Annotated in this window: 14 protein-coding genes; 5 read left to right on the forward strand and 9 right to left on the reverse strand. The window is 62.2% G+C overall.

Annotated features, from left to right (window positions below):
• Nucleotides 1–3: 3 nt before the first annotated feature.
• The 6 genes from rodA to QRN61_RS13290 form a co-directional block, all read right to left on the reverse strand.
• Nucleotides 4–1,107: a rod shape-determining protein RodA gene (gene rodA, locus QRN61_RS13265; protein WP_047296919.1), complete on the reverse strand. Its 1,104-nt coding sequence runs from the start codon at nucleotides 1,105–1,107 to the stop codon at nucleotides 4–6.
• 31 nt (nucleotides 1,108–1,138) lie between these two features.
• On the reverse strand, nucleotides 1,139–3,034 hold the full coding sequence (mrdA, locus tag QRN61_RS13270) for a penicillin-binding protein 2 (RefSeq protein WP_027612897.1): 1,896 nt from the start codon (nucleotides 3,032–3,034) through the stop codon (nucleotides 1,139–1,141).
• 10 nt (nucleotides 3,035–3,044) lie between these two features.
• A complete protein-coding gene (gene rlmH, locus QRN61_RS13275) occupies nucleotides 3,045–3,512 on the reverse strand; it encodes a 23S rRNA (pseudouridine(1915)-N(3))-methyltransferase RlmH (protein ID WP_003185785.1) in 468 nt (155 codons plus the stop codon).
• Nucleotides 3,513–3,521: 9 nt separating this feature from the next.
• The gene (rsfS, locus tag QRN61_RS13280; RefSeq protein WP_007960601.1) at nucleotides 3,522–4,016 is read right to left on the reverse strand and encodes a ribosome silencing factor; all 495 of its coding nucleotides are present in this window, start codon (nucleotides 4,014–4,016) and stop codon (nucleotides 3,522–3,524) included.
• A 72-nt stretch (nucleotides 4,017–4,088) separates the two neighbouring features.
• Nucleotides 4,089–4,811 (reverse strand): nicotinate-nucleotide adenylyltransferase, encoded by a 723-nt coding sequence (gene nadD / locus QRN61_RS13285; protein WP_049827899.1) that lies wholly within the window; start codon nucleotides 4,809–4,811, stop codon nucleotides 4,089–4,091.
• Nucleotides 4,780–6,051, reverse strand: coding sequence for a glutamate-5-semialdehyde dehydrogenase (locus QRN61_RS13290; protein WP_027612900.1), 1,272 nt, complete (start codon nucleotides 6,049–6,051; stop codon nucleotides 4,780–4,782). Before QRN61_RS13290 ends, nadD begins: the two co-directional genes overlap by 32 nt.
• A 177-nt stretch (nucleotides 6,052–6,228) precedes the next feature.
• Between QRN61_RS13290 and QRN61_RS13295 the strand changes: the two genes are divergently transcribed.
• Complete coding sequence (locus tag QRN61_RS13295; RefSeq protein ID WP_285373982.1) at nucleotides 6,229–6,927, forward strand: DNA-3-methyladenine glycosylase; 699 nt, start codon at nucleotides 6,229–6,231, stop codon at nucleotides 6,925–6,927.
• A gap of 110 nt (nucleotides 6,928–7,037) precedes the next feature.
• Nucleotides 7,038–8,354: a bifunctional DedA family/phosphatase PAP2 family protein gene (locus QRN61_RS13300; protein WP_097089345.1), complete on the forward strand. Its 1,317-nt coding sequence runs from the start codon at nucleotides 7,038–7,040 to the stop codon at nucleotides 8,352–8,354.
• A gap of 3 nt (nucleotides 8,355–8,357) precedes the next feature.
• Here the strand turns inward: QRN61_RS13300 and QRN61_RS13305 are convergent, their stop codons facing one another.
• From QRN61_RS13305 to QRN61_RS13315, 3 genes are read right to left on the reverse strand one after another with little or no spacing between them, the layout of a single operon-like run.
• Complete coding sequence (locus QRN61_RS13305; protein WP_007960613.1) at nucleotides 8,358–8,948, reverse strand: LON peptidase substrate-binding domain-containing protein; 591 nt, start codon at nucleotides 8,946–8,948, stop codon at nucleotides 8,358–8,360.
• A gap of 10 nt (nucleotides 8,949–8,958) precedes the next feature.
• The gene (locus tag QRN61_RS13310; RefSeq protein WP_007960614.1) at nucleotides 8,959–9,675 is read right to left on the reverse strand and encodes an LrgB family protein; all 717 of its coding nucleotides are present in this window, start codon (nucleotides 9,673–9,675) and stop codon (nucleotides 8,959–8,961) included.
• Nucleotides 9,675–10,037 (reverse strand): CidA/LrgA family protein, encoded by a 363-nt coding sequence (locus QRN61_RS13315; protein WP_095139173.1) that lies wholly within the window; start codon nucleotides 10,035–10,037, stop codon nucleotides 9,675–9,677. The genes QRN61_RS13310 and QRN61_RS13315 overlap by 1 nt, the downstream gene beginning before the upstream one ends.
• A gap of 180 nt (nucleotides 10,038–10,217) precedes the next feature.
• Between QRN61_RS13315 and QRN61_RS13320 the strand changes: the two genes are divergently transcribed.
• The 3 genes from QRN61_RS13320 (at nucleotide 10,218) to QRN61_RS13330 (ending at nucleotide 13,180) form a co-directional block, all read left to right on the forward strand.
• Nucleotides 10,218–10,673: a MaoC family dehydratase gene (locus tag QRN61_RS13320; RefSeq protein ID WP_003228575.1), complete on the forward strand. Its 456-nt coding sequence runs from the start codon at nucleotides 10,218–10,220 to the stop codon at nucleotides 10,671–10,673.
• Between the two features lie 110 nt (nucleotides 10,674–10,783).
• Nucleotides 10,784–12,511, forward strand: coding sequence for a C13 family peptidase (locus QRN61_RS13325; RefSeq protein WP_285373983.1), 1,728 nt, complete (start codon nucleotides 10,784–10,786; stop codon nucleotides 12,509–12,511).
• Between the two features lie 27 nt (nucleotides 12,512–12,538).
• Nucleotides 12,539–13,180: an oxidoreductase gene (locus tag QRN61_RS13330; protein ID WP_108589967.1), complete on the forward strand. Its 642-nt coding sequence runs from the start codon at nucleotides 12,539–12,541 to the stop codon at nucleotides 13,178–13,180.
• The last annotated feature ends 37 nt before the right edge of the window (nucleotides 13,181–13,217 follow it).

Raw genomic sequence — 13,217 nt, forward strand, 5'->3', positions numbered from 1 at the left:
TATTCAAACCTGTGCGATCCACTTGCGATGCGTATGAATCGACATCAAAACCCCAAACGCTGACAGCAGTGTCACCAGCGAAGTTCCTCCGTAGCTAATGAAGGGCAACGGCACCCCCACCACCGGCAACAGGCCACTGACCATACCGATGTTGACGAAAACATAAACAAAAAACGTCATGGTCAGCGCGCCGGCGAGCAATTTGCCGAACAGCGTCTGCGCCTGGGCGGTAATCACCAGGCCGCGACCGATCAGCAACAGATAGATCAGCAGCAGCGCGCAGATGCCCACCAGACCGAACTCCTCGCCCAGTACGGCGATGATGAAGTCGGTGTGGCTTTCCGGCAAAAAGTCCAGGTGCGACTGGGTGCCCAGCAGCCAGCCCTTGCCGAACACGCCCCCGGAACCGATCGCGGCTTTCGACTGGATGATGTTCCAGCCGGTGCCGAGCGGATCGCTTTCCGGGTCGAGGAACGTGAGGATCCGCTGCTTCTGGTAGTCGTGCATAATGAAGAACCACATGGCGATCGCCACCGGTACGGCGGCGGCCAGCACGCTGAGGATCCAGCGCCAGCGCAGTCCGCCCATGAACAGCACGAACGCGCCGCCGGCCAGAATCAGCAGCGACGTGCCGAGGTCGGGCTGGCGCACGATCAGAATGAACGGCACACCGATCAGCATCAGGCTGATGCCGACGTGCTTGAGTTGCGGTGGCAGCGTGCGTTTGGACAGATACCAGGCAATCGTCGCCGGCATCAGAATCTTCATGAACTCCGAGGGCTGGAAGCGGATCACCCCGGGGATGTTGATCCAGCGAGTTGCGCCCATGGCGTTGTGGCCCATGATGTCCACCACCATCAGCAGCACCACGCCGACCACGTAACCGAGCGGCACCCAACGCGCCATGAACCGTGGTTCGAACTGGGCGATGACAATCATCGACACCAGGCCGATGCCGAACGACGTGGCTTGTTTGCCCAGCAGATCCCAGCTCTTGCCACTGGCCGAATACAGCACGAACAGACTGCCTGCGGCGAGGATCAGCAGCAGGATCAACAGCGGGCCATCGATATGCAGACGTTGCAGCAGCGTCGCCCGGCGACGCATCACATCCTCGCTGGAGAGCATGCGATCAAAATTATTCATCACGGGCCGTAGCCTCCGCACTGATAGGACCGGCGTATTCGGCCTTCAATCGACCATCCTGATCCAGAAGCCAGGCGTCCATCACCTGACGCACCACTGGCGCGGCGACCCCGGAGCCGGACTCACCGTTCTCGACCATCACCGAAACCACTATTTTCGGGTTGTCGGCCGGGGCGAAACCGACGAACAAGGCGTGGTCGCGGTGGCGTTCCTGAACCTTGGAGCGGTCGTATTTTTCACCTTGTTTGATCGCGACGACCTGAGCGGTACCGGACTTGCCGGCGATGCGGTATTGCGCACCGATTGCTGCCTTGCGCGCAGTACCCCGGGCGCCGTGCATCACCTGCTGCATGCCGTGGTTGACCTTGGTCCAGTCCGACGGATCGCGCAGGACGATGTCCGGCATCGGGTTCTCGTCTACCGGTTTGGCGCCCTCAATGGTCTTGGCCAGGTGCGGCCGGTTCCAGATGCCTTTGTTGGCGACCAGCGCCGTGGCCTGCGCCAGTTGCAACGGTGTGGACTGCATATAACCCTGGCCGATCCCCAGAATCAGGGTTTCACCCGGGAACCACGCCTGCTTGCGCGTCGCACGCTTCCACTCGCGGGACGGCATCAGGCCGGGGGATTCTTCGAACATGTCCAGCGAGACCTTCTGGCCGATGCCGAACTTGTTCATGTAGGCCGACAACCGATCGATGCCCAGCTTGTGCGCCAGGTCATAGAAGTAGGTGTCGTTGGAACGCATGATCGCCGTGTCGAGATCGACGAAGCCGTCACCGGTGCGGTTCCAGTTGCGGTACTTGTGATCGTAGTTGGGCAGCATGTAGTAACCGGGGTCGAACACCCGGCTCGACGCTGTCACTACGCCAGAATCGAGACCGGCAATCGCCACCGCCGGCTTGATCGTCGAACCCGGCGGGTACAGGCCGCGCAGCACGCGGTTGAACAGCGGCCGGTCGATGGAATCGCGCAGTTCGGCATAGGCCTTGAAGCTGATGCCGGTGACGAACAGGTTCGGGTCGAAACTCGGCTGGCTGACCATCGCCAGCACTTCGCCAGTCTTCGGATCGAGCGCCACCACCGCGCCACGTCGCCCGCCCAGCGCAGCTTCGGCCGCTTCCTGCAGTTTGATGTCCAGGCTCAGGACGATGTCCTTGCCGGGAATCGGATCGGTACGCTTGAGCACGCGCAATACGCGGCCCCGAGCGTTGGTTTCGACTTCCTCGTACCCCACCTGCCCGTGCAGCTCCGGCTCGTAGAAACGCTCGATGCCGGTCTTGCCGATGTGGTGGGTGCCGCTGTAGTTGACCGGGTCGAGGGTCTTCAGCTCTTTCTCGTTGATGCGCCCCATGTAACCCACCGAGTGCGCAAAATGCGCGCCCTGCGGGTAGTGGCGCACCAGTTGCGCGACCACTTCCACCCCAGGCAGGCGGAACTGGTTAACCGCGATCCGGGCGATCTGCTCTTCGGTCAACTCAAACAGGATCGGCACCGGCTCGAATGGCCGACGCCCCTGACGCATGCGTTTCTCGAAGATCACCCGGTCCTCGGGCGTCAGTTGCAGCACTTCGACGATCACGTCGAGCACTTGCTGCCAGTCGCCGGAACGCTCGCGGGTCATGCTCAGGCTGAAGCTCGGACGGTTGTCCGCCACCACCACGCCGTTGCGGTCGAAGATCAAGCCGCGGGTCGGTGGAATCGGCTGCACGTGGACGCGGTTGTTTTCCGAGAGTGTCGAGTGGTACTCGTACTGGATCACCTGCAAGTAGTACAGCCGCGCAATCAGCACGCAGATCAACAGCATGACCGCAATGGCCCCGAACACGACGCGGCTGCGCACCAGGCGGGCGTCCTTTTCGTGGTCCTTAATGCGGATCGGCTGAGACATGAGGGCAGGACTACTTGTGGTAAGGGTGACCGGACAGCACGGTCCAGGCACGGTACAGCTGTTCGCCGATCAGGATCCGCACCAGCGGGTGTGGCAAGGTCAGCGGCGACAACGACCAGCGCTGATCGGCGCGGGCACAGACTTCCGGCGCCAGCCCTTCGGGGCCACCGACCATGAAATTGACCGTGCGCGAATCCAGCCGCCAACGGTCGAGTTCGACCGCCAGTTGCTCGGTGCTCCAGGGCTTGCCGTGGACTTCCAGCGTGACGATCCGCTCGTTCGGCCCGACCTTGGCCAGCATGGCTTCGCCTTCCTGGCGGATGAAACGGGCCACGTCGGCGTTCTTGCCACGGGTATTGAGCGGAATTTCCACCAGTTCCAGCGCCAGCTCGGACGGAAGACGCTTGGCATATTCATGCCAGCCTTCTTCCACCCACTTGGGCATGCGTGAACCGACGGCGATCAGTCGCAGTCGCACAGCAATCCCTTACAGCTGGTCTTTGTTGAGCTTGGTGAAATGCTCGTGGGTGTTTTCCGGGCTGTGGTGCTTGGCGTCTGCCGCACGGCTTTGCTCGGCACCGGCCCACAGGCGCTCCAGGTCATAGAACTGACGTGCCGAGGCAGTCATCATGTGCACGATCACCAGGTCCAGGTCGAGCAGCACCCAGTCGCTGTCGCCCTTGCCTTCTTCGCCCAGCGGCTTGGCGCCCTGCTTTTTGACTTCTTCACGGACCTTGTCCAGCATCGCGTTGATCTGGCGATTGGACGTACCGGTGGCGATGATCATGTAGTCGGTGATGCTCTGCTTGTCGCGCACATCGATGATCTGGATGTCTTGTGCCTTGACGTCTTCCAGAGCTGCCACGGCAACCTTGACCAGCTCGTCGCCCTTGAGCGGCTCGTTGGTGTTGGCGACTTCCGGCAGCGGTGCGCTCTTGAACGTGCCTTTGCGCTTAACTTTGCTTACGTCTTTGTCAGTCATATAAAACTCGTTTTGCTCGTATATTCGGCGGCTTGGCGATACGTGGATTCGTATCAGTGAAGCACGCCTTGTTCAGTTCGACGCACGGTACAGACCGTGCGCATCGATGTAGGCCAGGACCGCGTCGGGCACCAGGAAACGTACCGACTTACCGCTGGCCAGCAGTTGACGGATCTGGGTGGCGGAAACCGCGAGCGGTGTCTGCCAGACGAATGCAATCTGTCCGCTCGGCCCTTTCAGGGCCAGCGGGTCGCTCACCGAACGCGCTGCCAGCAGGTTGCGCAAGGCATCCGGCGGCTCGCTGTCGGCGTCCGGGCGCTGTAGCACCAGGATGTGGCAATGCTGGAGCAACTCTTCCCAGCGATGCCAAGTGGGCAGGCCGCAAAATGCGTCCCAGCCCAAAAGCAGAAAAACCTGGGTCTCGGCGGCCATTTCGGCACGCATCAACTCCAGGGTATCAATGGTGTAAGACGGCTTGTCCCGCTGCAATTCGCGGGCGTCCACCACCAGCGGCGGCACTCCGGCCACCGCGCACTCAACCATTGCCAACCGATCCTGCGCCGACACCTGCGGCGTATCGCGGTGCGGCGGCCGGGCGCTGGGCATCATGCGCAGCTCGTCGAGCAGCAGCGCTTCGGCAACTTCCAGCGCACCGCGCAAATGGCCGATGTGCACCGGGTCGAACGTGCCGCCCAGTACGCCGATGCGCCGGGGTCGGAGTTCGCCGTCAGGCAGCGGCGCTGTCAGGTCGAGGTCGGTCAAGTCAGACCGTCGCCTGGCCGCGCAACTGGCCATCACCGACCACGATGTACTTCTCGCAGGTCAGTCCTTCGAGGCCCACCGGGCCGCGGGCGTGCAGCTTATCAGTAGAAATGCCGATCTCGGCACCCAATCCGTATTCGAATCCATCGGCGAAGCAGGTCGGGGTGTTGATCATCACCGACGCCGAGTCGACTTCCGCGACGAAACGCCGGGTGTCGGCGAGGTTTTCGCTGACGATCGAGTCGGTGTGATGCGACCCGTAATGGTTGATGTGTTCGATGGCCTGATCCAGTCCGTCGACCACACGGATCGACAGGATCGGCGCCAGATACTCGGTGCTCCAGTCGTCTTCGCTGGCCGCTACCACGTCGATGATCGCCCGGGTGCGTTCGCAGCCTCGCAGCTCGACGCCTTTCTCGCGGAACTGGGCAGCCATCGACGGCAGGAAATCCTTCGCAACACTTTGATCAACCAGCAAGGTCTCCATCGCGCCGCAGATGCCATAACGGTAAGTCTTGGCATTGAAGGCGATGCGCTGGGCCTTCGCCAGATCGGCGTGCTCGCTGACAAATACGTGGCAGATGCCGTCCAGGTGTTTGATCACTGGCACCCGGGCATCGCGGCTGATGCGCTCGATCAGGCCACGGCCACCGCGCGGCACGATCACGTCGACATACTCGGGCATGCTGATCATCGCGCCGACGGCGGCACGGTCGGTGGTTTCGACCACTTGCACCACGGCTGCCGGCAATTCGGCCTCGGCCAGACCGCGCTGAATGCACGCGGCAATCGCCCGGTTGGAATGAATCGCCTCGGAGCCACCGCGCAGGATGGTCGCGTTACCGGACTTCAGGCACAGGCTGGCGGCATCGATGGTCACGTTGGGCCGGGATTCGTAGATGATCCCGATCACACCCAGCGGTACGCGCATCTTGCCGACCTGAATCCCGGACGGGCGGAAGCTCATGTCACGGATCGCACCGACCGGATCGGGCAGTGCCGCCACCTGACGCAGGCCGACGATCATGCCGTCGATGCGCGCCGGGGTCAGTTCCAGACGCTCCAGCAAGGCCGGCTCCAGACCGTTGGCGCGCCCAGCCGCCAGATCCTGTTCATTGGCTGCGGCCAGCTCGGCGCGAGCAGCGTCCAGCGCATTGGCAGCAGCCTGCAAGGCGCGGTTTTTCTGCGCGGTGCTGGCACGGCCGATGACCCGGGAAGCTTCGCGGGCGGCGCGACCCAATCGGGTCATGTAGTCAAGAACGGACTCAGTCATGGTCTGCTGGGGTCTTGGCAAAGAGGAAAGCGGCAGATTATAGCTGTCGCGTCCCGGGACTAACAGCGGTGACAGGCGGATGGTCGAAATGGACTGCAAATTGCCGACGTTCAGCCGTAATTAAGCCGCGGATTGTTATCATCACGACCTCCTTCGCCTGGATAACCACCGTTTGCCATGTCCAACCTGACCGTTCGCGCCACCGCCGAGCGCCTGCCACTGGGCCTTCCGGACGCTTTTTTCGACCGTGACGCGCAAGTGCTGGCCCGCGACCTGCTCGGCAAAGTCATCCGCCACCGGGTCGGCGATCTGTGGCTCAGCGCCCGGATCATCGAAACCGAAGCCTATTACTGCGCGGAAAAAGGCAGTCATGCATCGCTCGGCTATACGGAAAAACGTAAGGCTTTGTTTCTGGATGGCGGGCACATCTATATGTATTACGCCCGCGGTGGCGATTCGCTGAACTTCAGCGCTCAGGGGCCCGGCAATGCGGTGCTGATCAAGTCCGCCTACCCGTGGGTCGATGAGGTCAGCGGGCCGGCGAGTCTGGCGCAGATGCTGCTGAACAATCCCGATGCTCAAGGTCGACCGCGCCCTTCGCAAAAGCTTTGCGCCGGGCAGACGCTGCTGTGCAAGGCGCTCGGGCTGAAGGTGCAGATGTGGGACGCCAAGCGTTTCGATCACGAGCTGATGCTGGTGGAAGACACCGGGCCGGCGCCGACCCAGATTATCCAGACCACCCGCCTGGGCATCCCCCATGGCCGCGACGAACACCTGATGTACCGCTTCGTCGACGCCGCGTATGCCCAGTGGTGCACGCGGAACCCGCTGCGCCGGGGCCAGGTCGAAGGTCGCGATTATTTTTTGCTGTCCTGAAGTGACACAGGTTTTGAACCCAATGCGCCCGCTCCCACAGGGGTACTGAGTGATTGCTGAAATTTTGTGCAGCCTTCGGGACTTATTGAAGATTTGATGGAGTTGTGTGTATGGGCCCATGGCTCGATAGCGTGACCGGGTGGCTCGCCGCCAATCCGCAGTGGCTGGCCGCTGCGGTATTTATCGTCGCTTGCGTGGAGTGCCTGGCAATTGCCGGGCTGATCGTGCCCGGCACGGTGTTGCTGTTTGCCGTGGCCGTACTCGCCGGCAGCGGCGCACTGTCGTTGAGTGAAACCCTGCTGCTGGGCTTTCTCGGCGGGATACTCGGCGATGTGATCTCGTACTTCCTCGGCCGCCATTTCCATCAGAACATCCGCCGCCTGCCGGGACTGCGCCACCATCCGGAATGGATGGCCGGGGCCGAAACCTACTTCCAGCGTTACGGCATCGCCAGCCTGCTGGTCGGGCGCTTCATCGGCCCGTTGCGGCCGATGTTGCCGATGGTTGCCGGGATGTGCGACATGCCCTTCCCGCGTTTCGCCGCCGTCAGCCTGCTGGCCGCTGCCGGCTGGAGCGTCGCCTACCTGCTGCCGGGTTGGGCCACCGGCGCGGCGATCCGCTTGCCGCTGCCGGAAGGTTTCTGGCTGCAGGCCGGCATCGTTGCCGCCAGTATTGCGGTGATGGTCGGCATGAGCGTCAACAGCAGCTTGCGCCAGCATCGCCGGGCGACGATCTGGATCAGCAGCATGAGCCTGTTGATACTGATCGGCCTGTTTATTGGCTATCCGTATCTGCACGCACTCGACCAAGGCGTGATGACCCTGGTGCAGGAACATCGCCAACCGATGCTGGACGAGATCGCGGTGACGTTCACCCTGATCGGTGAGTTTCGCAACATGCTGATGTTCAGCGCCCTGCTCACCGGTCTGTTGCTGCTGTGCCGGCAATGGCGCCAGGCAATCTTTGCCGGTGGCGTGCTGCTGTGCACCGCGCTCCTCAATACCGTCACCAAACAGTTTTTCGCCCGGGTCCGCCCGGAAGTGCTGACCGATCCGCTGACCAGCTACAGCATGCCCAGCGGCCATGCCTCCGGTTCGTTTGCGCTGTTTCTGGTGCTGGCGGTTCTCGCCGGTCGCGGACAACCGCCGCGCATGCGCCTGACCTGGCTGCTGCTCGGCTGTATTCCAGCGCTGTCGATTGCTTTGTCACGGGTGTATCTGGGTGCGCACTGGCCGACGGATATTCTGGCCGGCGCAATGCTGGCGGCGTGCGTATGTGCGGCGGGCTTGTGGCTGAGTCAGCGCAAGGCGCCGCTCAACGCCATGCCGTTCAAGGTCTGGTGGCTGGTTCTGCCAGCGCTGCTGGTGCTGTTCAGCCTGTTCGTGTTTCGGCATTTGCCGGACACGATGTTGCGATACGCCTACTGACGCTCAGGCAAACAGCTCGCCCTGCAGCTCATCAAGCAGCGCCTGGATCGCATCCAGTCGCTGCTGCGGATCGTCGAGTTGCAGCAGATCGATCTTGTCTTCTTCGGCGAACGGCAGCAGATACGCCAGCTGATTGGCCAGCGACTGCTGCCCCAACGCTTCGGTGCCCATGTTCAACGCCTCGACCATAGGGTGCTCGGCCAAGGCCTTGAGCAGCGCCACCAGATCGGCGTCTTCGTCCTGCAACGGTTGCTCCGGCTCATCGTCCAGCCACTCGACGTCGGCGAGGATCAACTGATCGCGCTGCACTTCCGTGCGCAACACCTGAAAACGCCGCCCACCCTGCACCCGGATCCCGAGCAGACCGTTGTCCTGTTGCTGGAAATCGGTGATCCGCGCCTCGCAGCCGACCAGGGCAAAGCCTTCTGGGGCAACGCCGACTTCGTGGCCATCGAGGATGCAGACCACGCCGAAACCGCCGCCCTGCTTCATGCAGCGGCCGATCATGTCCAGGTAGCGCGCCTCGAAGATCTGCAAGTCGAGGTTGCAGCCGGGGAACAGCACTGTGTTGAGCGGAAAAAGCGGCAGACTCATAGACATTTCCTTACACCACCATCGACACCGCCAACGGCAGGAACACCGCCGTGGCCACGCCCATCAGACTCATCGCCAGCGCCGCGAAGGCGCCGCACTCATCGCTTTCCTGCAACGCCACCGACGTGCCAACCGCGTGTGCGGTCATGCCCAGCGCCATGCCGCGCGCCTCGGGGCTGTGCACGCCGAGCCGGGTCAGCAGCGCCGGACCGAAGATCGCGCCGATCACCCCGGTGATCAGCACGAACACTGCCGCCAGCGCCGCCACGCCACCGATCTGCTCGGCCACCAGCATGGCAATCGGCGAGGTCACCGACTTCGGCGCCATGGTCATCAGAATCATGTGTTCGGCACCGAACCACCAGCCGAGCAACACGCCCATGCCCGTGGCGACCACGCCGCCTATCACCAGCGTAGTAAAAATCGGCCAGAACAATTGGCGGATGCGTTTGAGGTTGAGATACAGCGGCACCGCCAGCGCCACCGTCGCCGGGCCCAGCAGAATGCTGAGGATTTCGGTGCTCTTGCGGTACTCGGCGTAGGTCAGGCCGCAGCCGACCAGCACGCCGATCACCAGCAGCATCGAGACCAGCACCGGTTGCAGAAAGATCCAGCGGGTTTTCTCGAACGCCGCCAGTACCAGTTGATAGGCACCGAGGGTGATGCCGATGCCGAACAGCGGATGATGGATCACCGAAGCCCAGGCGCCTTGCCAATCGAAGAGCATCACGACTCCTCCGAGTGCGGCGCATGGCGCTTGACCAGGCGTTGCATCAGCACCCCGGCGAAAGCCATCGACAGGATCAACGACAACACCAGCGCGCCGACAATGGCCCAGAAGTCAGCGGCAATGTCGCTCGCATAAACCATCACGCCCACCGCCGGCGGCACCAGCAGCAATGGCAGATAACGCAGCAGGCTGCCGGCCGCGAGGTTCAGCGGCTCGCCGACTTCACCACGAATGATCAGGAACACCAGCAACAGCAGCAGACCGATGATCGGCCCCGGCAGCACAGGCAACAGCAAATGGTTGAGTGCCGTGCCGAGCAATTGGAACAGCACCAGCATGGTCAGGCCACGTAACAACATCAGACATCTCCCCCCGCAAGTCCTCGGCATTATAAGCACGGCAGCGCTATGGATCGGCATTCGCCAAAAGCATGGTCGGTTGACCGGAGCAAATCGCCATGTTGATCTACAGTGGTTCGCAGGGCGGTCAATTCCCCCACCTGAAAAACTATAAAACCGATGAACCCAAGGAGAGTCTCAATGCCCTATGTTCCCGTTGCAGAGCTCAAAGATTATGTCGGCAAGGAACTCGGACGTTCCGAATGGCTCACCATCGATCAGGAGCGCATCAACCTGTTCGCCGAAGCCACCGGGGATTATCAGTTCATTCATGTCGACCCGGTCAAAGCCGCGCAAACGCCATTTGGCAGCACCATTGCCCACGGTTTCCTGTCACTGTCGCTGATCCCCAAACTGATGGAAGACATCCTCGTGCTGCCGCAAGGCCTGAAGATGGTGGTCAATTACGGTCTGGACAGCGTGCGTTTCATCCAGCCGGTGAAGGTCAATTCAAAAGTGCGCCTGAAAGTCGATCTGGCCGAAGTGACCGAGAAAAAGCCCGGTCAATGGCTGCTCAAGGCCACCGCGACGCTTGAGATAGAAGGCTCGGACAAACCGGCCTATATCGCCGAACCGCTGTCGCTCTGCTTCGTTTGAGTCACGGGATGCGAAACAGCGCACGCTGTTTCGCATCAGCGCTGTTTTCCCGGCTGTATAAGGTCACATAGCTGCGGCATACTCGGTCGCCTAATTGCCCGGATCCCGCTATGCGCCCACTCGCTTCTCTTGCACCCCTTGCCCTGACCCTGATGCTCACCGCGTGCGGCGACGGCGAATCGCTGTTGCCCCCGGATGCACGGCTGCCGGACGGCGGACGCTATCGCGGTGAACTGGTCAACGGCTTGCTGCAAGGCCAGGGCCGGGTCGACTACCCCAACGGCAGTTGGTACGCCGGGCAGTTCGACAAGGGCCAATGGCATGGCCAGGGCGAGTGGCACGGCAGCAACGGAGAAGTCTATCGCGGTCAGTTTCAGCAGGGCCTGTTCGATGGCCAGGGCAGCCTGACCACCAACGCCAGCAGTTACACCGGCGGTTTCAAGCAGGGCCGCCGCGATGGCGAAGGCACCCTTAAAGAAAACGCCATGACCTACCGTGGCGAGTTCAAGGCTGACCAGTATTCCGGGCTGGGCCGTCTGGAAATGGACGACGGCAGCTCCTATCAAGGCCAGTTCGCCCACGGCAAACCCAACGGCGAAGGCCAGCGCGGCGACTCCAGCGGCAATACGTTCAGCGGCCACTTCGTCAACGGCCAGCTCGAAGGCAATGGCACGTTCAACAGTGCCGATGGCGACATCTATGTCGGCGGTTTCAAGAACAGTCAGTTGCACGGCAAGGGCCGCTACGAGAACGCCGACGGCGACGTGTGGCTCGGCCAGTTCAAGGAAGGTGCGCTGACCGGCAAGGGCGAACTGATCGGCGCCGACGGCAGCCACTACATCGGCTATTTCAATGACTGGCGCTTCAGCGGCCAGGGCCGCTTGAACCTGTCTGACGGCAGCTTCTACATCGGCGGGTTCGACGGCGACAGCTACGCCGGACGCGGCACTCTGGTGCTGACTGACGGCACCGTGCTCAGCGGCACGTGGATCAACGGCCAGCGCGTACGTGACGCCGACGGCAAGCTGTTGCCCGACACCCTCGAACTCGGCTTGCTGGCCCAAGGGCGTCTGCTCGATGACGCACTGGCCGCCGTGCCTGCCTCAACTCCGGCAGTCGAGCTGTACACCCTGACCCTCGGCGGCGACGGCAAGCAAAGCGTGTTCCTGCGCGAGTCCGACTACGTCGCCAACATGCTCACTACGCGTTTCGGCGCTTTTGGCCAGATTCGTCTGGTCAACCACCGCGAGCATCTCGCCGACCGGCCGATGGCCACCCGCGAAAACCTGCGCCGCGCCGCGCAGACCCTCGCTGAACGCAGCGGCCCGGAAGACCTGGTGTTCATCTACCTGACCAGCCACGGCACCGCCGAACACGAACTGGTGCTCGATCAGCCGCGTATGGAGCTGGCCGACCTGCCCGCCGACGAACTCGCCGCCGTGCTTGCGCCACTGAAAAATCGCGACAAGGTGATCGTGATCTCATCGTGCTATTCCGGCGGTTTCATCCCCGCGCTGAAAGATGAGCGCACCCTGATCATGACCGCCTCGCGTGCCGATCGCGTGTCGTTCGGTTGCTCGGAAGAAGCCAACTTCACCTACTTCGGCGACGCCCTGTTCGCTCAGGCCCTGAACCAGACCGACGATCTGGAGCAGGCCTTCAAACTGGCCAAGGCCACCGTCGCCGAGCGCGAACTGGCGGACAACTTCGAAGCCTCGGAGCCACAGATCTGGGCACCGAAAACCGTGCTGGCGCACTGGCAACTGTTGCGTAAACAGCAGGCCAGAAAAGCGTTGCAGAGTGCTGCATTGAACGACGGAGCAACAAACAGCAACTAAGCTGAACAGTATCAAGGGAGAAACACTATGTACTTGACGCCTCAGCACGTATTGCTTGCCGGAGCCACCGGACTGACCGGTGAACATCTGCTCGACCGTTTGCTCAACGAGCCGACGATCACCCGCGTGCTCGCCCCGTCCCGTCGTCCATTGGCGGAGCATCCGCACCTGGAAAACCCGGTGGGCGACCCACAGGCGTTTCTGCCGCAACTCAGTGGTCGCGTCGATATCGCCTATTGCTGCCTCGGCACCACCATCAAACAGGCCGGCTCGGAAGAGGCGTTCCGCGCGGTGGATCTGGACATGGTGGTGGCCTTCGCCAAACGTGCGCGGGAGATGGGCGCGCGGCACCTGATCGTGATCAGCGCGCTGGGCGCCGATCCGAAATCGTCGATTTTCTACAACCGGGTCAAAGGCGAGATGGAGCAGGCGTTGCGCGCGCAGGACTGGCCGCAACTGACCATCTGCCGACCATCGCTATTGCTGGGAGATCGCACCGAGCCGCGCTTGGGCGAACAACTGGCGGCGCCGTTCTCCAAACTGATTCCCGGCAAATATCGCGGCATCGAAGCCTGCCAACTGGCCCGGGCGATGTGGCGCCTGGCGTTGGAAGAACAGGATGGGGTGCGGATCGTCGAGTCGGATGAGCTGCGAAAGCTCGGCAAGTAAACACCCGTACTTTGTGGCGAGGGGATTTATCCCCGAT

Source organism: Pseudomonas sp. lyk4-TYG-107, from assembly GCF_030209055.1.
Classification (GTDB): Bacteria; Pseudomonadota; Gammaproteobacteria; order Pseudomonadales; family Pseudomonadaceae; genus Aquipseudomonas; species Aquipseudomonas putida_A.

Bases quoted from the DNA above. Each gene is read 5' to 3' on its own strand.
- rodA (WP_047296919.1), bottom strand. From the start codon at position 1,107: ATGCGTCGCCGGGCGACGCTGCTGCAACGTCTGCATATCGATGGCCCG.
- mrdA (WP_027612897.1), bottom strand. From the start codon at position 3,034: ATGTCTCAGCCGATCCGCATTAAGGACCACGAAAAGGACGCCCGCCTG.
- rsfS (WP_007960601.1), bottom strand. From the start codon at position 4,016: ATGACTGACAAAGACGTAAGCAAAGTTAAGCGCAAAGGCACGTTCAAG.
- nadD (WP_049827899.1), bottom strand. From the start codon at position 4,811: ATGGCCAGTTGCGCGGCCAGGCGACGGTCTGACTTGACCGACCTCGAC.
- QRN61_RS13290 (WP_027612900.1), bottom strand. From the start codon at position 6,051: ATGACTGAGTCCGTTCTTGACTACATGACCCGATTGGGTCGCGCCGCC.
- QRN61_RS13295 (WP_285373982.1), top strand. From the start codon at position 6,229: ATGTCCAACCTGACCGTTCGCGCCACCGCCGAGCGCCTGCCACTGGGC.
- QRN61_RS13300 (WP_097089345.1), top strand. From the start codon at position 7,038: ATGGGCCCATGGCTCGATAGCGTGACCGGGTGGCTCGCCGCCAATCCG.
- QRN61_RS13305 (WP_007960613.1), bottom strand. From the start codon at position 8,948: ATGAGTCTGCCGCTTTTTCCGCTCAACACAGTGCTGTTCCCCGGCTGC.
- QRN61_RS13310 (WP_007960614.1), bottom strand. From the start codon at position 9,675: ATGCTCTTCGATTGGCAAGGCGCCTGGGCTTCGGTGATCCATCATCCG.
- QRN61_RS13315 (WP_095139173.1), bottom strand. From the start codon at position 10,037: ATGTTGTTACGTGGCCTGACCATGCTGGTGCTGTTCCAATTGCTCGGC.
- QRN61_RS13320 (WP_003228575.1), top strand. From the start codon at position 10,218: ATGCCCTATGTTCCCGTTGCAGAGCTCAAAGATTATGTCGGCAAGGAA.
- QRN61_RS13325 (WP_285373983.1), top strand. From the start codon at position 10,784: ATGCGCCCACTCGCTTCTCTTGCACCCCTTGCCCTGACCCTGATGCTC.
- QRN61_RS13330 (WP_108589967.1), top strand. From the start codon at position 12,539: ATGTACTTGACGCCTCAGCACGTATTGCTTGCCGGAGCCACCGGACTG.